The sequence below is a fragment of the Corynebacterium bovis DSM 20582 = CIP 54.80 genome, assembly GCF_030408615.1.
In the GTDB taxonomy this organism is placed as follows: domain Bacteria; phylum Actinomycetota; class Actinomycetes; order Mycobacteriales; family Mycobacteriaceae; genus Corynebacterium; species Corynebacterium bovis.
Genome location: NZ_CP047187.1, coordinates 2,262,515 through 2,285,243, shown reverse-complemented (window position 1 = coordinate 2,285,243; position 22,729 = coordinate 2,262,515). Strand labels below are relative to the sequence as shown.

General features: G+C 75.3%; 16 protein-coding genes, 1 pseudogene and 1 riboswitch. Of the genes and pseudogenes, 12 read left to right on the top strand and 5 right to left on the bottom strand.

Annotation, left to right across the window (positions count from 1 at the left end; all coding sequences use genetic code 11):
• Nucleotides 1–17: 17 nt before the first annotated feature.
• Nucleotides 18–1,195: pseudogene (locus CBOVI_RS09375) on the bottom strand (NAD(P)-binding domain-containing protein).
• Nucleotides 1,196–1,383: 188 nt separating this feature from the next.
• Here CBOVI_RS09375 and CBOVI_RS09370 point away from each other — a divergent pair.
• Nucleotides 1,384–1,944: a hypothetical protein gene (locus CBOVI_RS09370; RefSeq protein WP_125186473.1), complete on the top strand. Its 561-nt coding sequence runs from the start codon at nt 1,384–1,386 to the stop codon at nt 1,942–1,944.
• Here the strand turns inward: CBOVI_RS09370 and CBOVI_RS09365 are convergent.
• Nucleotides 1,889–3,331 carry an alpha/beta hydrolase gene (locus CBOVI_RS09365; protein WP_125196976.1) on the bottom strand — a complete coding sequence of 481 codons (1,443 nt, stop codon included), beginning with the start codon at nt 3,329–3,331 and terminating at the stop codon, nt 1,889–1,891. The genes CBOVI_RS09370 and CBOVI_RS09365 overlap by 56 nt on opposite strands.
• Nucleotides 3,328–3,648, bottom strand: a complete 321-nt coding sequence (locus tag CBOVI_RS09360) for a hypothetical protein (protein ID WP_290214634.1) — start codon at nt 3,646–3,648, stop codon at nt 3,328–3,330. Before CBOVI_RS09360 ends, CBOVI_RS09365 begins: the two co-directional genes overlap by 4 nt.
• Nucleotides 3,649–4,062: 414 nt before the next feature.
• Between CBOVI_RS09360 and CBOVI_RS09355 the strand changes: the two genes are divergently transcribed.
• Together CBOVI_RS09355 and CBOVI_RS09350 are read left to right on the top strand one after the other, a co-directional pair.
• A complete protein-coding gene (locus tag CBOVI_RS09355) occupies nt 4,063–5,583 on the top strand; it encodes a phosphatase PAP2 family protein (RefSeq protein WP_125196977.1) in 1,521 nt (506 codons plus the stop codon).
• A 5-nt stretch (nt 5,584–5,588) separates the two neighbouring features.
• Nucleotides 5,589–6,467: a carbon-nitrogen hydrolase family protein gene (locus CBOVI_RS09350; RefSeq protein WP_010264674.1), complete on the top strand. Its 879-nt coding sequence runs from the start codon at nt 5,589–5,591 to the stop codon at nt 6,465–6,467.
• Nucleotides 6,468–6,499: 32 nt separating this feature from the next.
• On the opposite strand, the gene CBOVI_RS09345 is transcribed toward CBOVI_RS09350, so the two are convergent.
• Nucleotides 6,500–7,918 carry an FAD-binding oxidoreductase gene (locus CBOVI_RS09345; RefSeq protein WP_125196979.1) on the bottom strand — a complete coding sequence of 473 codons (1,419 nt, stop codon included), beginning with the start codon at nt 7,916–7,918 and terminating at the stop codon, nt 6,500–6,502.
• Nucleotides 7,919–8,319: 401 nt separating this feature from the next.
• Here CBOVI_RS09345 and clpB point away from each other — a divergent pair, with 401 nt between their 5' ends.
• The gene (gene clpB, locus CBOVI_RS09340; protein WP_010267508.1) at nt 8,320–10,956 is read left to right on the top strand and encodes an ATP-dependent chaperone ClpB; all 2,637 of its coding nucleotides are present in this window, start codon (nt 8,320–8,322) and stop codon (nt 10,954–10,956) included.
• 97 nt (nt 10,957–11,053) lie between these two features.
• On the opposite strand, the gene CBOVI_RS09335 is transcribed toward clpB, so the two are convergent.
• Entirely contained in the window at nt 11,054–11,662 is a 609-nt protein-coding gene (locus CBOVI_RS09335; RefSeq protein ID WP_010267505.1) for a hypothetical protein, read from the bottom strand.
• Between the two features lie 145 nt (nt 11,663–11,807).
• Between CBOVI_RS09335 and CBOVI_RS09330 the strand changes: the two genes are divergently transcribed.
• The 8 genes from CBOVI_RS09330 to CBOVI_RS09295 all read left to right on the top strand — a co-directional run bounded on the left by CBOVI_RS09330 (nt 11,808) and on the right by CBOVI_RS09295 (nt 22,607).
• Nucleotides 11,808–12,728, top strand: coding sequence for a sulfurtransferase (locus CBOVI_RS09330; protein ID WP_010267504.1), 921 nt, complete (start codon nt 11,808–11,810; stop codon nt 12,726–12,728).
• Between the two features lie 179 nt (nt 12,729–12,907).
• On the top strand, nt 12,908–13,366 hold the full coding sequence (locus tag CBOVI_RS09325) for a PTS sugar transporter subunit IIA (RefSeq protein ID WP_029157818.1): 459 nt from the start codon (nt 12,908–12,910) through the stop codon (nt 13,364–13,366).
• Between the two features lie 130 nt (nt 13,367–13,496).
• The gene (locus CBOVI_RS09320) at nt 13,497–14,015 is read left to right on the top strand and encodes a hypothetical protein (protein WP_183273741.1); all 519 of its coding nucleotides are present in this window, start codon (nt 13,497–13,499) and stop codon (nt 14,013–14,015) included.
• 265 nt (nt 14,016–14,280) lie between these two features.
• Entirely contained in the window at nt 14,281–15,150 is an 870-nt protein-coding gene (locus tag CBOVI_RS09315) for a TetR/AcrR family transcriptional regulator (protein WP_183273740.1), read from the top strand.
• Nucleotides 15,151–15,379: 229 nt separating this feature from the next.
• Nucleotides 15,380–15,492, top strand: a riboswitch (glycine riboswitch).
• A gap of 59 nt (nt 15,493–15,551) precedes the next feature.
• Entirely contained in the window at nt 15,552–18,563 is a 3,012-nt protein-coding gene (gene gcvP / locus CBOVI_RS09310) for an aminomethyl-transferring glycine dehydrogenase (RefSeq protein WP_010266520.1), read from the top strand.
• Nucleotides 18,564–18,680: 117 nt separating this feature from the next.
• The gene (gene gcvT / locus CBOVI_RS09305) at nt 18,681–19,856 is read left to right on the top strand and encodes a glycine cleavage system aminomethyltransferase GcvT (protein ID WP_010266516.1); all 1,176 of its coding nucleotides are present in this window, start codon (nt 18,681–18,683) and stop codon (nt 19,854–19,856) included.
• Between the two features lie 149 nt (nt 19,857–20,005).
• Nucleotides 20,006–20,389, top strand: coding sequence for a glycine cleavage system protein GcvH (gcvH, locus tag CBOVI_RS09300; RefSeq protein ID WP_010266513.1), 384 nt, complete (start codon nt 20,006–20,008; stop codon nt 20,387–20,389).
• Between the two features lie 49 nt (nt 20,390–20,438).
• Entirely contained in the window at nt 20,439–22,607 is a 2,169-nt protein-coding gene (locus CBOVI_RS09295) for a TtfA family protein (protein ID WP_125187380.1), read from the top strand.
• Nucleotides 22,608–22,729: the final 122 nt, after the last annotated feature.

The window sequence follows — 22,729 nt, the reverse complement described above, 5'->3', positions numbered from 1 at the left end:
GGGGCGGGGTCGGCGGATCAGTCCGGGTCGTGGGGGGAGGTGTCGAGGGGGGACGACGCCGCCTTCCCCGCGAGCCGGCCCGCCCGCGTCGCCCCGACCGTCGAGGCGGTCGACCCGTAGCCGACGAGCAGCACCCGCGGGTCCGCCGCCGGGGTGACCTCGTCCGCCATGCGGATCCCGCCGCCGTGCCCGCGGAGGTGCAGGGGTGCGAGGTGCCCGAGGGCCGGCCGGAAGCCGGTGTTCCAGAAGATGACGTCGACCTGCTCCGTCGTGTCCGTCGTGAAGGGCCGCCAGCTCTCCGGGACGGCGAGGCTGTCCGCGGCGGCCGGGCCGTAGCCGCCGCTGCCGCCGTGCCACTCCGGGTCGCGGGCGGGGAAGTGGACGCCGTCGGGGAGGATGCGGTCGAACATCCCCCGGCTGACGAGGGTGCCGTCGGCGACGCCGGCGAGGTACGTGTCGAGCATCGCGATGCCCGTGGTCCGGACGACGGACGCCGGGGGCAGGCCCGAGGCCGTGCGGTCGCGGACGGCGGACTCCACGTCCCGGCCCCAGGTCGGGGTGAACTCGCGGTGGGTGAAGTCCGGCGGGCGGCGCGTCGCCCACAGCGTGTCCGTCACCGGGGCGAGTTCGAGGAGGAACTGGACCGCACTCGCCCCGCCGCCGACGACGACGGTGCGCTGACCTGCGAAATCCTCCTTCCTCGTGTAGTTCACGGTGTGGAGTTGGCGGCCGCGGAAGTCGGCGATGCCGGGGACGTGGGGGATGTACGGGTGGGTCCACGTGCCGGTGGCGTTGATGAGGCGGCGGGTGCGGTAGCGCCGGCACCGCCCGTCGACGACGACGGTCAGTTCGAGGTCGCCGCTGAGGTCGTCCGTGCCGTCGTCCGCGGACCGGGACAGGGAGTGGACGGCGACGACCGTCGCGGGGCGGACGACGTGGAGGCCGAACAGCTCCTCGTAGCGGCCGTAGTAGTCGCTGACGACGCGGGAGGCGGGGACCGACGGGTCGGGTTCGCCGAGCGGGAGGCCGGGCAGGTCGGCGACGGCGTGGGCGCGGCCGAGGGTCAGGGAGTCCCAGCGGTCCCGCCAGGCCCCTCGCCGGAGTCGAGCACGAGCATGTCCTCGCCCGGGGTGTGGCCCCGGCGGACGAGGGCGTGCGCGGCGGCGAGCCCCGCCTGGCCCGCGCCGACGACGATGACCCGGTACGTCGGCGGGGTCGTGTCGGCGGCGGGGGCGGGGTCGGTGGTGGACCCGGCGTGGGGCGACGCGGGTGGCGCGGGGGTGTGCGGTGTGCGTGGCGGCTGTGGTGACCTGCGGGGCATGGTCCGGATTCTAGGGCGTGGAGCGCCCGGGTGGCCGGCCGGGCGCGTGCTACGTTGACGCCGTGGATGAGCTGCGCAGGACCGGCCCGGACGGGGACCGGCCGGGTCCCCCCGACACCCGTGGCACCCGCGGCGCGACCCGCGTGCTGTACCGGTCGACGGTCCCGGGCCCGGTGTGGGCACCGGTCGCCGCCGTCGCGGTCGCCGTCCTGGCCCTCGGGCTCGCGTGGGTGTGCGTCCAGCGGCACCTCCCGGCGGGCACGGCGTTGTGCCTGCTCCTCGCGGTGGCTGCGGTCCCCGTCCACCGGGCGGTGTTCCCGGTCGTCCTTGAGGTCCAGCCGGACGTGGTCGTCGTCAACCCCGGGGCGTTCCGCCTCACCCGCGTGGTCCCGTTGTCCTCCCTGCGGCGCGTCCGTCCCGCCGACCGTCCGGGGCGCACGGGCGCGTGGTCGCCCGCGGCGCGGACGTGGGTGTACGAGGCCGGGCCGGCGCGGCCGCACGGCCGGGTGACGTTCATCGAGGACGGCGGCCGGACGACGACGGTCTCCGTCGCGGACGCGGCCACCGTCACGGCGGTGGTCGAGCGGGCGCGGGTGCGGTTCCGCCGGAGCCCGGGCCACTGACCCTGCCCGGCCCCGTGCCGCCTCCGCCCGGACCGGTGCCCGCCCCGTCCGCCGGAGCCGCGGCCCCGGTAGCGTCCCCGTCCCCGCCACCCGCACCGGCGGGGTCCCCGACGCCCGGGTCGGTGAGGGCCCGGTAGCCCCCGTGCGCGGCCCACTCCGACCGGGACCACAGGTAGCCGTCGAGCAGCCGGTCGCGGAGGTCCTCGGCCGCCGACGTCGCACCCCCGGCGGCCCCGAACGCCGGTGAGGCCGGGTCGCGGCCGTGGACCCCGGCGACGGGCCCGGTGGCCAGCCGGATGAGGTCGCCGGGCAACCGCCGGACCTGCACCTCCGGCCGGCCGTCCGTCGCGTGGAGGCGCAGGTCCGCGGCCGACGCGGCGTCGACCCCGGGGCTGCCCTCGAGGGTCACCCCGTCCGCCTCGAGGGGGTCGGCGCGGTCGCCGGCCGCCCGGCCGACGACGACGGACCCGTAGCTGTACCCGGTGACGGTGAGCCGCGCCCGCGGGTGACGCGCGCGGAGCGAGCGCTGGAACTCCCGCAGCGTCCGGCCCCCGGCGACGGCCGGGGCGTCGGCGACGGCGGCGGACAGGGACGTCGGGGCGTCGTACCCCTGCCAGGCGACGACCGCGTGGTCCGGGCGGGCGAGGGACGCCGCCCACGCCGCGGCCGTCGCGTCCCCGCCCGGACCCGTCGAGCCGACGCCGCTGACCAGCGTCGTCACCGTCGCCGCGGTGTCCGGGTCGCCGACGACGACGGCGCGCCGGGCGCCCGGCCCCGGGTCGCCGCCGGGGTCGGGGGTGCCGTCGGCCCCCAGCACCGTGACGGGCAGGTCCAGGCCCCGCGCGGTGAGGGTGTCGCGGGCGGCGGTCACCGGGTCGGGCGACGTCGACGCCAACGCCAGCGGTGCGGTGGACACCGGCGCCGGCGGGGGCACCGCGAGGGTGACCGTCCGGGCCGCGAGCCCGTCCGCGGCCGCGACCGCGCGGACCGCCGCGCGGAGGACCGGTCCGATCACCGCCCCGGGTCCGGCCGTGGCGGGGCCGGGGCCGGTGAGGGTGCCGTCGTCCCCGACGGTGAGTCCCGCGACCCGGGCGAGGGCGAGGGCGGCGGTGACCGTCGCCCGGATGAGGGCGAGTGCCGCGACGTGGGCCTCGACGACGACCGCGACGACGCCCACGGCGGCCCCGGTGACGTCGAGGTCGTCGGCGATGACCCGCAGTCGCGCGGCGGCGGCGTCGGCGCTGCGCCCGCTCCACGACGGCCACCGGCTCGCGACGCGCAGCTCCCCGCCCCGGGTCCGCAGGTCGGCCCCGGCGGCGTGCCACCCGTCGGGCAGCGCGCGGTCCGGGACGAGGCCGGTGATCCCGGCGATCCCCACCGCACTCACGGGCGTGCCCCCGGCGCGTCGAGGGCGTCCGCGCCGAGGACCGCGCGGGTGAACGCGGCGAGGTCGTCGGCCAGGGCGGCGGCGACGCCGGTGTGCGCGGCGGCGGTGTCCACCACCCGGTCGGCCAGCGCCGCGAGGGCCGCGGTGAGCTCCCCGCCCGGCATCGGTGCCGTCCCCGGCGCGGTGAGGGGGCGGGAGGTCACCGCCCGGATCTCCCCGGCCCGCCGGAGGAGGGCCCCGGGGTCGACGACGAGCGTCCCCGCGGCCGGGCCGGTCCCCGCGTCGGACGGGCCCGTCCCCGGCGCGGCCGCCACCACCCCCGGTGGTGTTGCCGGCCGGCCCCCGCGTTCCGGCACCCTGACCCCCGGCGCCCCGGTCACCCGGCCCGTGTCCGTCCGGTCCCCCTGCATCTGTCCCCCTGTCCGGGATCACCGCCGCGGCCTACCGTGACCGCCGCGTCCCCTGTGTCCGGTCTGCGTGCTCCGTCTGTGCTGCCACCACCGTAGCCGGGACCCCGGACAGTCCGCCCGGGGTCGTCCGCAGGCCTGTGGACAACCTGACCGACACTGTCCTTCAGTATTCAACCTCGGGTTCACCACGCGTTCACCACGGCCCGCCATACTCATGCGGACAGCAATATTTCAGCTGTGTCACATGAGGAGAGAAAAGGTCACATGAAAGCAGTGAAATCCCTGACCACGGCCTGTTGTGCCGCCAGCCTTGCGCTCGGAATGGCTGTGACCGCTGTGCCACTGGCGGGTGCGTCGGCCCCTGCGGCCCCCGCCCCCACCGCCCCCGCCGCGCCTGACGCGACCGCCCCCGCCGACAACCTCGACCCGAACCGCACCGCCCTGCTCGGCCAGTACTACGACTGGTGGACCCCCGCCGTCGCCGACGGCTCCTCCGAGGACGGCATCCGGACCACCGCCTTCCGCGGCGACGTCACCCCGTCCGGCGCGGCGGTCCTCGGCCGGAACGACGAGGTCACCGTCGGTGTCAACCACGCCGGTGCCGCGGACGTCGACCAGGCCCACCGCGCGCTCACCGACGCGGACATGGACTGGCGCGAGACCCTCGGCGACGCCCTCGGGCCGGTCCTTGGCGGCTACCTCCTCGACGGCGTGGCCGAGGGCCGCCTGCCCCTCACGGCGGACGCGATCGCCCAGGCCGGGAAGTCCTCGACGACCGGCACGGCGAAGCAGGACTTCAACTACCCGCGCCCCTTCCTCCGGACGGGCGACAAGGAGAAGGGCTCCGTCGGCGACCGCAGCCGCAACGGCGAGAACGACCTGCGCGGCCTCGCCCCGGAGCTGGACATCCACCGCATCGACGACTGGGGCACGAAGCCGGATTCCGACGAGCCGCACTCCGCGGAGTATGACATCTACGCGGGCACCGGTCCGAAGGGCGTGAAGGGCATCAACCAGGCCTTCCCCTCCGGGCACACGACCTTCGCCTACGGCATCGGCCTCGAGCTCGCCGAGCTGCTCCCGGAGCTCGGCCCCCAGGTCGTCACCCGGGCGTCGGAGGCGGGCAACAACCGCGTCGTCCTCGGCGTCCACTACGCCCTCGACATCATGGGCGGCCGCATCACCGGCCACGTCAACACGGCCTCCACCCTGTCCTCCCCGGACTACGTCACGGGCGTGCTCCTGCCCGCCCGCGCGGAGCTCACGGACTACCTCACCGGCCGGTGCGCGGCGGACGGCCACGGCGCGACCCTCGCGGACTGCATCCGCGACACCGGCGCCGCGGACACCGGCGGGTACACGAACGCGTTCACCGACCCGGTCTCGACGGCACCCGTCACCGGCCGGGCGTCCGCGCTCGACGCGTACCGCGCGCGCATGACCTACGGTTTCGACCGCGTCACGCCCGGCGGTGACGCGCCGGTCGTCCCGGAGAACGCCGAGGCCCTGCTCGTCACCGCGTTCCCCGACCTCACCCCGGAGCAGCGGCGCGCGGTCATCGCCGCGACGGAGATCGACTCCGGCTTCCCGCTGGACGCCTCCTCCCAGGGCTGGCAGCGCGTCAACCTGCCCGCCGCGATGAGCTCCCGGGTCACCCTCGGCGCGGACGGTGCGGTCGTGTCCGTCGAGCCGGGGCAGGACGCCCCGTCCGTCGTCCGCCCGGACACCGCCCCGGCCCCGGCACCGGCCCCCGCGCCCGCTCCGGCACCGGGTTCCGTCGCCCCCGCCCCCGGGTCCGCCACGCCGGGCTCCGGCGCGCCCCTCCCGGCGCAGCTACCCTAGGGCCCATGCGTATCGCGGTCATCCAGATGAACTCCGAGCCGGACGTCGACGCCAACCTCCGCACGATCCGCCGCTACATCGCGGCATCGGCGAAGAACGGCGCGGACCTCGTGGTCTTCCCCGAGGCGGCGATGTTCCCCTTCGACTCGGGGCGTCTGGACATGGTCGCCCAGCCGCTCGACGGCCCGTTCGCCCGGGCCGTGCGGCGGTCGGCGGAGGAGAACGACGTCACGGCCGTCGTCGGCATGTTCACCCCGGCGGACACGGTGTACCGGCAGCCGGCCGGGGACCTCAAGGAGGACCCGGTCGAGGGCTCCGGTGAGGCGAACCGGTTCCGCCGGGTCTACAACACGCTCCTCGTCGCCGGCCCGGAGGGGACGACGCACTACGACAAGATCCACACGTTCGACGCCTTCGGGTACCGGGAGTCGGACACGGTCAAGCCCGGGGGCCGCCGGGTCACCTTCGACGTCGGCGGGACGACCGTCGGCCTGGCCACGTGCTTCGACATCCGCTTCCCGAACCACTTCATCGCGTTGGCCGAGGCCGGGGCGACGGTCGTCGTCGTCCCCACCTCCTGGACCGACGGCCCCGGCAAGCTCGACCAGTGGCGGACCCTCACCGCGGCCCGGGCCCTGGACTCCACGTGTTACCTCGTCGCCGCAGGTCAGGCCCGTCCGGGGACGTCGGACCGGTACGGTCAGAACGACGGCCCGACCGGCATCGGGCACTCGGTCATCATGGGGCCCGACGGGGCACGCCTCGCGGAGACGGGGTACGTCGCCCAGGTGCTCATGGTGGACATCGACCCGAACCAGGTCGACCGGGTGCGCAAGACCCTCCCGGTGCTCCACGGGCACGGTCGGGACAGCGCGGTCGGCTGACCCGGCCCGCCCGGTCCGGGGCTGATCCGGGCTCAGATGAGGGGGTCGTGGCGGATGAGGGAGGGGTCCACCCCGTTCCCGACGAGCGCCTCCACCGTCGCGCGCACCATCGCCGGGCTGCCGCAGACGAGGACCTCCCGTCCGGTCCACGGCCCGGCGGCGGTGACGACCTCGGCGAGCGTCCCCGCCTGCATCGTCGCCGGGTCGTGCTCGGGCAGGCGGTGGCGGCTGAGCATGACCCCGGGGGCGTCCTCCCGGTGCTCGACGACGGGGGTGACGGTGAGCCAGGGGTGGGCGTCGGCGAAGCCGAGCATCCCGGTGAGTTCGACGAGCTCGCCGGGGTAGCGCGCGCCGTAGAACACGTCGACGGCCGGTGACCCGGGCGTCCGCGACATGTCGAGGATCAGCGCGCGCAACGGGCCGAGGCCGGTGCCGCCGGCGATCATGAGTACGTCCCGGTCGCCGCTCACCGCGAGGTCGCCGGCCGGGTTCGCGACGACCCACCGGTCGCCGGGCCGGGTCTCCGGCACGGTCGGGGAGAAGGTCCCGCCCGGGACGGTGCGCACCTGGAACTCCACGAGCCCCTCGGGGTTGCCGGGGAAGGTGGGGGAGAGGTGCCGCCACACCCCGGGGGCCCGGGGGGTGCGGACCTCGACGTACTGCCCCGCGTACCACGTCAGGGGAGGGGTGAGGCGGAGCCGGACGACGGTCACCTCCGCGGAGCGGCGTTCGACCTCCAGGACCTCCGCCCCGGCGGTGGCGGGCTGGCCGTGGTCGGCGTCCTCGGTCGCGCCGAGCGCGGCGAGGTGGACGGCGAGTTCCGTGGCCTGGAGGAGTTCGGCGGTGCCGGCGGAGATGCCGAGGCGTTCGGCCTCGGCGTAGGTCACGCCGGTGACCGGGCCCGGGGCGGGGGCGTCGGCGGCGTCGGTGGTGGGGGCGCCGGCGGTGGCGGGGGCGGTGCCGGCGGAGGGGTCGTCGTCGTCCCTGCCGTGCCGGCCGTGCCGACCGTGCCGGCCGTGGGGGCCGTCCGGGGTGGGCGAGCCGGGCGCGGGCACCCCGAAGGTCGCGCACACGGCGCGGATGAGGGACTCCGCGGCGGCCTCGTGGTGCGGGACGCCGACGCCGTACTTGCGCAGGTCCCGGCCGAGGGCGGTGAGGAGGTCCGCGGCGGGGCGGGTGAAGTCGCCGGCGGGGGTGAGGCCGTCGAGGGCCCGCCGGGCGACGCGGAGGAGCAGCTGCGGGTCGGGTCGCGGGGCGGTCTCCGGCGGGAGGTCCGGGCCGTCGGCGGGGCCCGGCTGGTGGACGTCCAGGGGAGGCGGCGCGGTCCGGGTGTAGTGCTCCACCGCCCGGCGCAGGATCTCCTCCGCGCGGTCGCGCGCGACGGCGACCGCGGCGGGGAGGTCGGCCGGTGCGGCCGTGGGCCACCCGCTGTCAGTTCCGCTCCAGTTCACGGTCCTATTGTGCCAAAGGTCCCGCCGCCGGTCGCCCCGGCGGGTGGTCGTCGGGCCCGGGGGTGGCCAGGCCCCGCCCGCCGGATGTGACACACATCACAGGAATTCGGAGAATTGAGCGGAACAGACTCAACCCCGGGTGCGTTGCACAGGGTGACGACAGATCCGTCAGACGAGACAGCCCGGACGGACCGGACGGCCCGGACGGCCCGGGCCGACACGATCACCGCCGTCCCCGCCCCCCGCGACCGCACTACCCTGGACACCGGCAACGTTGCCCCGTCGGGTCAGGCCGGTCCCGGAGCGGGGCCGGTGTGGAATTCGCAGCTGTGCGCGCAGACCCCGCCCCTCCCCGGAGACGGCCCGGTCGCGCGGGGTCGACCGACGAAAGGACATCGCAGATGACCAACTTCACCCCCACCACGATGACGAGGGAGGCCATGCAGGCCGCCCTCCAGTCCGCCAGCGCCAAGGGGAACCCGGACATCCGTCCGGCGCACCTCATGGTCGCCCTCCTCGAGCCCGAGGACTCCATCGCCCGCCCGGTCCTCGAGACCGCGGGTGTCGACGTCAACGCCGTCCTCGCCCGGGGCCGGCAGCTCGTCGACTCCTACCCGACGGCCACCGGCGGCGGCATGGCGAACCCCCAGTTCACCCGGGACAGCCTCAACGCCCTCACCGCCGGCCAGGAGCTCGCCGAGTCCCTCGGTGACACCTACGTCTCCACCGAGGTGCTCCTCGCCGCCATCGCCGCCGGCACGTCCGACGCCGCGACGGCGCTCCACGAGCTCGGCGCGACGGCCGAGGCCGTCCGCGGTGCCCTCGAGGCCGTGCGCGGCAACCGCCGGGTGACGACCGAGGAGCCCGAGGGCCAGTTCCAGGCCCTGGAGAAGTACTCCACCGACCTCACCGCCCGCGCCCGCGAGGGCCGCATCGACCCCGTCATCGGGCGTGACCAGGAGATCCGCCGGGTCATCCAGGTCCTGTCCCGCCGGACGAAGAACAACCCGGTCCTCATCGGCGAGCCCGGCGTCGGCAAGACCGCCATCGTCGAGGGGCTGGCCCGGCGCATCGTCGCCGGCGACGTCCCGGAGTCCCTGCGCGGCAAGAAGCTCGTGAGCCTCGACCTCGGCTCGATGGTCGCCGGTGCGAAGTACCGGGGCGAGTTCGAGGAGCGGCTCAAGGCCGTGCTCGACGAGATCAAGGAGGCCGACGGCGAGATCATCACCTTCATCGACGAGCTCCACACCATCGTCGGTGCCGGTGCGACGGGCGACTCCGCGATGGACGCCGGGAACATGATCAAGCCGCTGCTCGCCCGGGGTGAGCTGCGCCTCGTCGGGGCGACGACACTCGACGAGTACCGGAAGTACATCGAGAAGGACGCCGCGCTCGAACGCCGCTTCCAGCAGGTCTACGTCGGTGAGCCGACGGTCGAGGACGCCATCGGCATCCTCCGTGGCCTCAAGGAGCGCTACGAGGTCCACCACGGCGTGCGGATCCAGGACTCCGCCCTCGTCGCGGCCGCGACCCTCTCGGACCGCTACATCACGAGCCGGTTCCTCCCGGACAAGGCCATCGACCTCGTCGACGAGGCCGCCTCGCGGCTCCGGATGGAGATCGACAGCCGCCCGGAGGAGATCGACACGGTCGAACGCGTCGTCCGCCGCCTCGAGATCGAGGAGATGGCCCTCGAGCAGGAGTCGGACGCCGCGTCGAAGGACCGCCTGGAGCACCTGCGCAGCGAACTCGCCGACGAGCGGGAGAAGCTGTCCGGGCTCACGGCGCGCTGGGAGAACGAGAAGGGCGTCATCGACACGCTCCGCGAGGCGAAGGAGGAGCTCGACCACTACCGGAACGAGTCCGAGATCGCCGAGCGCGACGGTGACTTCGCCAAGGTCGCGGAGCTGCGCTACGGCCGCATCCCCGACCTGGAGAAGAAGGTCGCCGAGGCGGAGGACCGCGTCGCCGCGACCCAGGGCGAGATGATGCTCACCGAGGAGGTCACCCCGGACACGATCGCCGAGGTCGTCAGCGCGTGGACCGGCGTGCCCGCGGGCAAGATGCTCCAGGGCGAGACGGAGAAGCTCCTCGCGATGGAGACGGCGCTCGCCGGCCGGGTGGTCGGCCAGGACCGTGCGGTCGAGGCGGTGTCCGACGCCGTCCGGCGCTCCCGCGCCGGGGTGGACGACCCGAACCGTCCGACGGGGTCGTTCCTCTTCCTCGGCCCGACGGGCGTCGGCAAGACCGAGCTCGCCAAGGCGCTCGCGGAGTTCCTCTTCGACGACGAGCACGCGATGGTGCGCATCGACATGTCCGAGTACGGGGAGAAGCACTCCGTCGCCCGGCTCGTCGGGGCGCCTCCGGGGTACGTCGGGTACGACGCCGGCGGCCAGCTCACCGAGGCCGTCCGCCGCAGGCCGTACACCGTCGTCCTCTTCGACGAGGTGGAGAAGGCCCACCCGGACGTCTTCGACGTGCTGCTCCAGGTTCTCGACGAGGGGCGCCTGACCGACGGACAGGGCCGGACCGTGGACTTCCGCAACACGATCCTCATCCTCACGTCGAACCTCGGTGCCGGCGGGACGGACGAGCAGGTCATGGACGCGGTGAAGGCCGCGTTCAAGCCGGAGTTCATCAACCGGCTCGACGACGTCGTGATCTTCAGCAGCCTCTCGACCGAGCAGCTCGCCGGGATCGTCGACATCCAGGTGCGGCAGCTCGCCGACCGGCTGGCGACGCGGCGGCTCGTCCTCCGGGTCTCCGACGGGGCGCGGGCGTGGCTCGCGGAGAAGGGCTTCGACCCGGCGTACGGCGCCCGGCCGTTGCGCCGGCTCATCCAGAAGTCCATCGGTGACGCCCTGGCGAAGAAGCTGCTCTCCGGGGAGATCCGCGACGGTGACGTCGTCATGGTCGACACCGATCCGCACGCGGCCGACGGCGTGGAGTCCCTGTGGATCCACCCGGCCGAGCGCGACGGGGACACCGCCTCGGATGACCGGGGGAGGGACGACGCCGCCTCCGACGACGAGCGCTGACCCCGGCCGCTGACGCCCCCGCCGACCCGACGGCCCCGGTTCCGACACCGGGGCCGTCGTCGTGCGTCCGCCCCGGGTCACCTGCCCCGGCCTTCGCTCACCGCCAGATGAGGTGCAGCAGGCCCGTCGTCGCGGCGACGGCGAGGGCCGTGTTCACCACCGCGCTCACCACCCCCCAGAGCCGCAGCGCCCGCCGGTTCATCCCCGCCGAGGCGAGCAGGAAGGCGTTGATCGCGACCGGTGACACGACGCCGCCGAGGATCATCGCCGCCGGCAGACCCCACCGGGCGACCCGGTCGAGCAGGGCGCGCCGCCGCTCCTCCCGGGACCGGTCGCGCCCGCGGCCGCCGACGGGCAGCGCGGTCCCGTCCGGCGTCCGCACCGGTCCGGGGTCCTGGCCGGTCGGCGCGGCGGTTCCGTCCGCCGCGGCGGGGAGCCGCTCCCGGTCGCGTCGACGCCGCCGCGCGCGGAGGCCTCCGTCGACCCTCCCCCCGAGGGCGACCCCGCCCACCGTCGCGAGGACCGTCCCCGCCGTCCCGGCGAGGAACGTCGCGGGCCACGAGACCCCGGCGACGATCCCGACGGCGGCGGCGACATCCCCCTCGAGCACGGGGACCACCCCGATGACGAACACGGCGAGGACCTGGAGCACGACCGGCAGGCCGTGCACCCACGACTGCAGGCTCTCCAGTGCGTGACCGATCATCGTGCCCACAGTACGGCCCGACCGCGCGACCCCCGATCACACCCGGCCGTACCCGGCCACACCCGGTCACACCCGCCCCGCGCGACCCGCGCGACCCCCGCTCCGCGGCGCGCGGTCGCGTGCCCCCGGCCCTACACTGGGGCCCATGACTGCATCCTCATCCGCAGCGCCCGCCGCCACCTTCGTCACCGGGGACGACCTCCTCGCCTCACTGACCCGCGGCGACCGCGTCACGGTCCTCGACTCGAACTGGCACCCGGGGGAGAACTCCTCGTGGCTGGCCTACGTCTCCCAGCACATCCCGGGGGCGATGTTCTGCGACCCGCTCGCCGCCCTCGCGGGCACCCCGGCCCGGGGGGTGGGCCGGAACCCGCTGCCGCAGCCCGACGTCCTCCAGCGGCACTGCCGGGACTGGGGGATCGACGCCGCGCAACCGGTGAGGATCTACGACGCCGGCCGGAACCTCTACGCCGCCCGCGCGTGGTGGGTCCTGCGCTGGGCGGGCCACCCGGATGTCGCGGTGCTCAACGGCGGCACCCCGGCGTGGGAGGCGGCCGGCGGCGACGTCGCCGGCGGGGTCGGCGCGTTGCGCGGCCACGGGCGGTTCACCGTCGAGCCCGGGTCGATGCCGGTCGCGACGCTGGAGGAGGTCGCCGAGGTCTCCGACGCGCTCACCGGCCGGGGTGACGGGGGCACGGCGTCGTCCGTCCCCGGGGCCGCGGACGTGCCGGTTCTCGTCGACGCCCGGGAGGAGTCCCGCTACACCGGCCGGCGCGAGGCCCTCGACCGGCAGGCCGGGCACATCCCCGGTGCCGTGAGCGTGCCCGTGTGGGAGCTCACGGAGGACGACGGCACCGTCGCCGCGCCCGAGGTGGTGCGGGAGCGGCTCGCCGGTCACGGAGTGACGTCCGGGGAGGGGGTCATCGTGTACTCGGGGTCCGGGCTGCACTCCTCGCTGTTCCTCGCCGCGATGGAGTACGCCGGGCTCACGGGGGCGCGGCACTACGTCGGCGGCTGGTCGCAGTGGGCGGCCGTGGGGTCGCGGCCGGTCGACCGGGGCATCTGACCGCGCCGGCGTGCCCGCGCCGGCGTGACCGGCGTGCCCGCGCCGGGCGGGGGTGTCCGGGGGACGGGCGGCCGGCGGAGTTCGCTGATCGACGGTGCGCCGGGACGGCCCCGCCTATCCTGTCCCCCATGACGCAGGGACCGAGGGACCGTGCGGGGGCCGGAGTCGCTCCCGGGCACGTGAGCAGCACCGTTGTCGCGCCGCTGGCGGGGACGGTCGCCCCGTTGTCGTCGGTGCCGGACCCGGTCTTCGCCGTCGGCGCCGTGGGCGACGGGGTGGCCGTCGTCCCGGACCCGGGCGGCGGCGCGGTGGCGGTCCGTTCGCCCGTCGCGGGTGTCGTGCGGCGGGTCCTCCCGCACCTGTTCATCGTCGACACCGCGGGCGGGGCCCATGTCCTCGTGCACCTCGGCATCGACACCGGCCGGTTGGAGGGGGAGGGGTTCACGACGGTCGTCGCCGAGGGGGACCGGGTCGCGGCCGGGGACCCGGTGACGACGTACACGCCGTGCGAGGTCGCCCGCCGCGGGTATGATCCGGTGGTCGTCGTGGTCGCGTTGCGGTCGGGCGCGGGGACCGTCGTGCCGGGCGCGCTGCCGGGGGAGCCGTGCGCCGCCGGGGACGCCCTGTTCACCGTCTGAGGGACGGCGGCGTCACCGTGCGGAGGGACCGCGGCCGGACCCGGTGGAGGGTGCGGGGGACGGCCCGGCGGGGTGGGCCGCGATGCTGTCGGACCGAAATGGTCGGTACGAGTGTGACACAATGTTTTCCATGGCCCGGCGAATATTCTCCGTGTTCACGGTGATTGTCCTCCTTCTCGGTGTGACGTCTGTACCACGGTGGATTGTGGAAAATTGGGGGATCCCGTACGCCGTTGAACTCTATTTCCTCGCGCTCGCGGGGCCGCTCGTCGCCGGCGCGCTCATGACCCTCGCCGGCTACCACGGCGCGCCCCGGCACCCGGTCGACCGCATGTACGTCGGGTTCGCCGCCGGCGGGGTCGTCGGGGCGGTGCTGCTCTACGCGACGTCGTTCGTCGCCACCCCCGGCGTCCTCGCCGTCGTCGGGGCCCCGGTGCTCTTCCTCGGCGTCGTCGGCGCGGCGGTCCTCGCGTTCTCGGCGAGCCCGTGGCGGGAGTTCGTCTCCTGGTGGGCCGATGACCAGCAGGAACGCCAGGAGCGTCAGGAGCGGCAGGAGCGGCAGGAGCGCCAGGACCGGCAGGGCCGCTCCCCACGGCCGGGGCGGGGGCCCGGCACCCGGCCGGACGGCGCGGGGGACGCCGGGGCCTGACCGACCGTCCGGTGGGCGGCGGGGGGGGGGTGACGCGCCCGGGGTGGCGGTCGCGGGCGCGGTGAACGGGGGTCCGGGTGCGGCGAACGGGGTCCGCGACGGGCGCTGCGGGGCGGTGACGGACCGGCCGTGACAGACGGATCGGGGCCGACACGCGATCGGAAATGGTGCTTCACACATGCCGCAACCACGATAGATGAGAGCGGGTCGGGAAAAATCCCGCAATAAGATCAGCACACGCTTACATTCCTGCTATCTTGCTCTCATGGTCAGGAAGTTAGCCCATGAGCGTCGGGCGAACGCTCTCCAGGCGGCGCGCCGTCTCATCGTCCAGGGTGGAATCGAGGCGGCGAGCGTGCGCAACGTCGCCGACGAAGCCCAGATGTCCCCCGGATCACTCCGCCACATCTTCCCCGCGCACCAGGACATGTTCATCGCCCTCATGCGGCAGGCCGAGGACGAGCGCCGCTCGGCGATCGTCGCCGCGACGGAGTCCGCGGCGCTCGCGTCACTGCCGCCCCGGGAGCGGGCGGTCGAGATCGTCATGAAGATGCTCCCGCTCGACGAGCAGACGGTGACCCACGCCGTCGTGCAGCTCGCCCTCGTCGGGGGCAACCCGGGTGACCTGCGCATCAAGCTCCTGCGGACGTCGATGTCCCGCGGGGAGGACGAGTTCTGCCGGCGGGTCGTCGACATCGCGACGCGCGGCGGCGAGCGCCCCGAGGACCCCGAGCGGGCGGCCCTCGACCTGCGGCTCGTCCTCGACGGCCTCTCCATCCGGGTGCTCGAGCACTGCGAGTTCACGCGGGAGCGGGCGCGGACCGCGGTCGTCCGCGCGCTCGAGCGGATCCTCGGCCCCGAGCCCGGCCGGGAGGGGGCGGACGCCACGGGTGCCGCCGCCACTGACGCCGGCGCAGCCGCCCCCGCCGCAACCGCCGCCGCCACTGACGGCGGCGCAGCCGACACCGCCGACCGTCCCGACCTGGCGTCCGTCGTCGCCGGGCCGGGGGCGGACACCGGCACCGGGGAGGCCGACGGCGACGGGGACGCGGAGGACGGGGAGGGCGTCGTCGGCACCGTCGCCGGGGGCCGGGCCGCCGTCGTCGACGGGGAGGCGGGGACGCCCGCCGTGTGAGGGGCGGGCGCGGGGCCGCCTCCCGGACCGTGACCTGCGCCACCCCCGTCGGCTATACTCGGGCCACACTCCGGACCAGTCCGGATGACCGTTCACGATCACCTCGTCGACGCACCTCGTCGAGGTGATCCGCCGTTCGTAGCTGTGGTGGGAGAGGCCGGGTCCATCCCCCGGCCGCCGTAGGAGCAAACCCTCCCCGGGACACTCTCAGGCACCCGTACCGCCGTAGTGAGGCACCTCTGGAAAGAGCCGCACACCGTCGTCCGTGTGCCCGGCCGCCGAAGGAGAAAGGCAGCGTCGCCGCTGCTGAAGCTCTCAGGCACCACCGACAGAGCGGGGAGGAGCCCGGGTCCGGTGACCCGGGCACGCGCCCCTGTCCCCGGCCCGAAAAGACGCACTCCATGGCTACCGTCCACGACGCTTTCCCGAACCGCCACATCGGCCCCGACCGCCGGGAGACGCGAGAGATCCTCGACGTCCTCGGCTACACCAGCACCGACGAGCTCGCGCGGGCGGCCCTGCCCGCGTCGATCGTGCAGGACGAACCGATCGGCCTGCCGCCCGCCCTCGACGAGACGGGCGTCCTCGCCGCCCTCCGCGGCTACGCCTCCCGCAACGTCGTCAAGAAGCAGCTCATCGGGGCGGGGTACCACGACACCGTCACCCCGGCGGTCATCCGCCGCAACGTCGTCGAGAACCCGGGCTGGTACACGGCCTACACCCCGTACCAGCCGGAGATCTCCCAGGGCCGCCTCGAGGCCCTGCTGAACTTCCAGACCGCCGTCGAGGACCTCACCGGCCTGCCCGTCGCCGGGGCCTCCCTTCTCGACGAGGCCACCGCGGTGGCCGAGGCGGTCCAGATGATGGTCCGCGTCAACACGAAGGCCGCGAAGGCCGGGGGCGTCGTCCTCCTCGACGCCGACCTCCACCCCTCCTCGATCGCCGTGACGTGCGCCCGCGCGGAGGCGGCCGGCATCCCCGTCGAGATCGTCGGGATCGGCGACGCCGGTGAGGGCACGGACCGCGACGACCTCGTCGGCGTCGTCGTCTCCAACCCGGGCACGACCGGCCGGGTCCGTGACCTGCGGCCCGTCGTCGAGGCCGTGAAGGCGCGGGGCGGGCTCGTCACCGTCGCCTGCGACCTCCTCGCCCAGGTGCTCGTCGAGTCGCCCGGGGCGCAGGGGGCGGACATCGCCGTCGGCTCCGCGCAGCGCTTCGGGGTGCCGCTGTTCTTCGGCGGCCCGCACGCGGCGTTCCTCGCGTGCGCCGAGGGGATGCAGCGCAAGCTGCCCGGCCGCATCGTCGGGGTGTCCGTCGACAGTGAGGGCACGCCCGCGTACCGGCTCGCGCTCCAGACCCGTGAGCAGCACATCCGCCGGGACAAGGCGACGTCGAACATCTGCACCGCCCAGGCGCTGCTCGCCGTCGTCGCCGGGTTCTACGCCGTGTGGCACGGCCCGGAGGGCCTGCGGGAGATCGCGACGGCCGTCCACGGGCGCGCGGTCGCCCTCGCCGTCGCCCTGTCCCGGGCCGGTCTCGCCCTCGCGCACGACGCGTTCTTCGACACCGTCACCGTCGACCTCGGGTCCGTCGCCGGCGGTGGCTCCGCCGGTGACGGTGACGGCGCGACGCCCGCCGACCGCGCCGTCCGCGCCGCGTGCGACGCCGGGTTCAACATCCGCCGGATCGACGACACGCACGTCGGCGTGTCCGTCGGGGAGTCGACGACCGACGCGGACATCGTCGCGCTCACGGACGCGCTCGTCGGCACCCTCACCGGCGAGGAGCGCCACGCGAGCGTCGACACCTCCTCCTTCACCCCCGCCGACGGCCCCCTCGCCGACGTCCTCCGCGCGGACGACATCCTCACCCACCCGGTGTTCCACTCCGTGAGCTCCGAGACGGAGATGATGCGCTACCTGCGGCGGCTCGCCGACCGGGACCTCGCCCTCGACCGGACGATGATCCCCCTGGGCTCCTGCACGATGAAGCTCAACGCCGCGGTGTCGATGGAACCCGTCACGTGGCCGGAGTTCGCGGGCATCCACCCGCTCGCGCCCGTCGACCAGGTGCAGGGCTGGCTCGACCTCATCGCCGACCTGGAGGACCGGCTCGCGCGGATCACCGGCTACGCCCGGGTGTCCGTCCAGCCGAACGCCGGCTCGCAGGGCGAGTTCGCCGGGCTCCTCGCGATCCGCCGCTACCACCGCTCCCGCGGGGACGACGGGCGGACGATCGTCCTCATCCCCGCGTCCGCGCACGGGACGAACGCGGCGTCCGCCGCGCTCGCCGGGCTGCGGGTCGTCGCCGTGGCCAACGCCGGGGACGGGTCCGTCGACCTCGACGACCTCGACGCGAAGCTCGCGAAGTACGGCGATGAGGTCGCCGGCATCATGATCACCTACCCGTCGACGCACGGCGTGTTCGAGGAGCACGTGCGCGAGGTCTGCGACCGCGTCCACGCGTCCGGCGGCCAGGTGTACATCGACGGCGCGAACCTCAACGCGCTCGTCGGGCTCGCCCGGCCCGGGCGGTTCGGCGGCGACGTCTCCCACCTCAACCTCCACAAGACCTTCACGATCCCGCACGGCGGTGGCGGCCCGGGCGTCGGCCCGGTGTGCGTCGCCGAGCACCTCGTGCCCTTCCTGCCGACCGACCCGTGGGCGCCGGTCGACGGCGAGGGTTCCGGTGAGGGGGCCGACGGTGAGGGTGCCGGTGAGGGTGCCGACGGCACGTCCGCCGCGACGGGCCGTCCCGTGTCCGCCGCCCGCTACGGCTCCGCCGGCGTCCTGCCGATCTCCTGGGCGTACATCGCCATGTCCGGCGACGAGGGGCTCACCGAGTCCTCCCGCATGGCGCTCGTCAACGCGAACTACATCTCCCGCAGCCTCGCGGACTGCTACCCGACGCTGTACACCGGCGAGAACGGCCTCGTCGCCCACGAGTGCATCCTCGACCTGCGCGAACTCACCCGCCGCTCCGGCGTCACCGCCGAGGACGTGACGAAGCGCCTCATGGACTACGGCTTCCACGCGCCGACGCTCGCCTTCCCCGTCGCCGGGACGCTCATGGTCGAGCCGACCGAGTCCGAGGACAAGGGGGAGCTCGACCGCTTCATCGAGGCGATGCGCTCCATCCACGCCGAGATCACCGAGGTCATCGACGGCACGGTCGCCGTCGAGGACTCCGTGCTGCGCAAGGCCCCGTTCACCGCCGAGTCCGTCGTCCGCGACGACTTCGACGACGCGGTGTCCGGCGGGCACTTCACCCGCCGCCAGGCCGCGTTCCCGGTCCCCCGGCTCGTGCGGGACAAGTACTTCCCGCCGGTGCGCCGCATCGACAACGCCCACGGCGACCGCAACCTCGTGTGCGCCTGCCCGCCGATCGAGGCGTTCGACATCGAGGCCGACTGACCCCGCCCGAATCCGCCCCGCCCGATCCCGCCCGAATCCGCGCGACCCGCACCACCCCGATCCCGCGCGACCCCGATCCCGCGCGACCCGCACCACCCCGAACGAAGGAGCCCGACCATGACCGGAACCCCCCGCCGGACCGCCCTCCACCCCGTCCACGAGGCACTCGGTGCCCGCTTCACCGACTTCGGCGGCTGGGACATGCCGCTGAAGTACAACAACGAGCTCGACGAGCACCGCGCCGTCCGTGAGCGCGTCGGCGTCTTCGACCTCTCCCACATGGGCGAGGTCCGCGTGACCGGCCCGGAGGCCGCCGCGTTCCTCGACCACGCCCTCATCTCCCGGCTGTCCGCCGTGAAGGTCGGCAAGGCGAAGTACTCGATGATCTGCACGGAGGACGGCGGCATCATCGACGACCTCATCACCTACCACCTCGCCGAGAACGAGTTCCTCGTCATCCCGAACGCCGGCAACGCGCCGACGGTCGCCGCCGCCCTCGCCGAGCGCGCCGCGGGCTTCGACGTCACCGTCGCCGACGAGTCCGCGGACACGGCGCTCATCGCCGTGCAGGGCCCGGACGCCGCCGCGGTCATGCGGGAGATCGTCGCCGAGGTCACCGACGCGCCCGAGGCCTCCGGCGCGGGGCGGACCGTCGACGCGGCGGTCGAGGGCCTCGGCTACTACGCGGCCTTCCGGGGCCGGGTCGCCGGGCACGACGCCGTCGTCGCGCGCACCGGGTACACCGGCGAGGACGGCTTCGAGATCTTCGTCGCGAACCCGGGGGCCGCCGACGTGTGGGAGGCCGCCCTCGCCGCCGGGGAGCGCTTCGACGTCCTCCCGTGCGGCCTCGCCTCCCGGGACACGCTGCGCCTCGAGGCGGGGATGCCACTGTACGGCCACGAGCTGTCGCTCGACCTCACCCCCGTCGACGCGGGTCTCGGCGTGCTCGCCGCGACGTCGTCGAAGGAGGAGTTCGTCGGCCGGGACGCGATCGTCGCCGCGAAGGAGCAGGGCACCCGGCAGCGGCTCATCGGCCTCACCGGTGAGGGGCGGCGCGCGGCCCGGGAGGGCTACGACGTCTACGTCGCCGGCACGGACGAGAAGCTCGGCACGGTGACCTCCGGCGCGCTGTCGCCGACGCTCGGCCACCCGGTCGCGATGGCGTACGTGTCCTCGGAGGCCGCCGCCGAGGGCGGCGCCGCGGCCGAGGGCACGGGCGTCGAGGTCGACGTCCGCGGCCGCCGCCTGCCGTTCACGGTCACCGCGCTGCCGTTCTACTCGCGGGGGCGCTGACCCCGCACCCGCGGGGGCGTCGACGCCCGGGCCCCGCGGGACCACCGACCCCCCCGGGCCGGGGCGGCCGCGGCGACACCGCCCGTCCCACCTGATGTAATGACTGTCACGAGGGCACACCGTGCCGAGACGACGAAGGAGATCCACCGATGACCGCACTGCCGACCGACCACCTGTACTCCGAGGAGCACGAGTGGGTGAACACCACCGACGTCACCGAGGGCGCGACCGTGCGCGTGGGCATCACCCACATCGCCGCCGAGGCCCTGGGCGAGATCGTCTTCGTCGAGCTCCCCGAGGTCGGCACCGAGATCGAGGCCGGTGAGGCCTACGGCGAGGTCGAGTCCACGAAGTCCGTGTCCGACATCTACGCCCCGGTCTCCGGGGAGGTCACCGCGGTCAACGGCGACCTGGAGGACAACGCGGGGATCATCAACGACGACCCGTACGGCGCCGGCTGGCTCTACGAGGTGAAGGTCACCGCCGCGGGTGACCTCATGGACCACGAGGCCTACGCGGCCGCGAACAACTGACGGTCGACCTCCCGGGCACTGTCCGGGGCGTCGGTTAAGCTGTCGACTGATGTTTACCGCCCTTCTCGCCCTGGTTCTGGGCCTTGTCCTCCTCCTCGCCGCCGTGCTGCTCTTCCGGCGGTCGTCGCAGGTGCAGGTCCCGCAGCGTCCCGCCCGTCCGGTCACCCGCGGTGAGGTCGTGCGGGAGGGGGACGACGACGCCACCCGTCCGTCGCCGGACACCCCCACCGGCGGGGACGCCCCGGCGGTGGGTGGCGGCGCCGCGCGGGACGCCGCGGCGTGGGACATCGACGACGAGTGGTTGGGGACGTGGTCGGGCGGCGGTGCGGGCGGCGTCGGACCCGGGACTGGGGCGACCCCCGCGGACCGCACCGGGGACTCCCCCCGGTGGGCCACCGCGGAGCCCGCCCGCGACACGACCGGTGACCTGACCTGGGACGATCCCCGGGACCTGACCCGGGACGCGACCCGCGACGACCCCCGGGACCTGACCTGGGACGCCCCCCGGGACGCGGCCGGTCACGGCGACGGGCCGGCGGGGGCGTCGGCCGTCCCCGCCTCGGCGAGCCCCGTGAGCGCCGGGACCCCCGGGACCCCGGCCGCCGCCGGCCCGACCGGCTCCGCTGCCCCTGCTCCCTCCGCTCCCTCGGCCGCCTCCACCGCATCCGCCGGGTCTCCCTCGGCCGCCTCCGCGACCTCGGGGATCGTCGACGGTGCGGCCGTGCCCGTCGTCGACGCCGGGTCGTCGTCCCCGGGACGCCGGCAGCGCCGGCACTGGGCGCAGCAGCACGGCTTCGAGTACACCCGGGAGGACGCCGACCTGCCGGGGGAGTGGCCGGCGAGCGTCATCGACACCCTCGCCGACCAGGGGCGCGCCCCGGTCGCGCGCGACGTCGTCTCCGGTGTCGTCGGGGGCCACCCGGCGCACGTCGCCGACGTCGGCGGGGTGACCGTCGTCGCCGTGCGCCGGGACGAGGGCTCGCCGGTGAGCGTCCACGCCACCCGCCACGCGGGGATGCCCGCGGGGATGCGGCACGGCGCGGAGTTCGACCGGCCGCCGTTCACGCTGTACGCGACGGACCTGCGGGCCCTCGACCGGATGCTCGACACCCGGGCGGACGCCGCCCTGCGCGCGGTGGAGGACATCGCCGCGGACGTCGCCCTCGCCGACGACTGGGCGCTCGTCCGCCTCCGCCCGCGCCTCGACGTCGCCGTGTGGGCGGACGTCATCGACCGTGTGATCCTCCTCGCCGACGCCGCGCGCGTGCTGCCCCCGTGGGTGACGAGCGTGCCGCTGGACATGCTGCACGCGGACCCGACGACCGCGCTCGACGGCGACGGCGTCCACGTGGAGACGCGGGGCCCCGGGGAGGACGGTCCGGCCGGGCGGTCCGACGCCGGGGACACCGGCGGGACCGGGGGTACCGCCGGCGCGGACAGCGGGGCCGGGACCGCCACCGGGGTGCGCGGCCACCTGCGCGCGGTCCCCGACGCCCGCGGGCCGCATGACCGTGCCACGGCCGGCCCCGCCGACGGTGCGTCCGGCACGGCCGGCGACGACGCCGACGGCACCACGGGACACGGCACCACGGGATACGGCGACGACGTCACCACGGCCTACGGCACGGGCGGCGACGACGTGGCCGGCGCCACGGCCGGCGACGCCGCCGACGCGACGTCCGCGCGGGAGCGCCCGTACATCACCCGCTCGGCGGAGCCGGTGGACCTGCCCCGCCGCGACGGGGCCCGCCGCGTCGGCGACACCGCCGGCATCGACGACCGCCCACCGGGCGACCCGCTCGCCGGCGAGGGCGACCTCCCGCTCCTCGGCGAGGACCCGGACCACATCCGGGTGCCGACGACGAGCCCGCGCGTCATCCGCACCGACCGCGGCCACGGGGCGACGATCTTCGACGACGACGGCAGCCTCGACGGTCACGGCACCGGCACCCGTTCCGGCGCCCGCACCGGCACCGCCACCAGCACCGACGCCGACGACACCGACACCGACGCCACCCCCGGCACGGGCGCCCGGGGCGGCCGGCACCGCGCCCCCGCCGGCCGCCACTGGGCGGGCGACGGCCCGCACGGGCCGGGGAGCGGCCGGGACGGGGAGGACCCCGACGGTGTCCTCGACGCCGAGATCGTCGAGGCGGAGATCGTCGACCCCGGGACGGTCCGGGGCCGGGACGGCCGCGGCGGACCCCACCGGCCCTGACCCCGCCCACGCCGGGACGGGCGGGCCCCGCGCCGGTACCATCGTGGACGGCGGCCGCCCGCCGCCGACGCTGCGGCCCGGCACCGCCCACCGCACGGACAACAGAAGACACCAGCAGACAC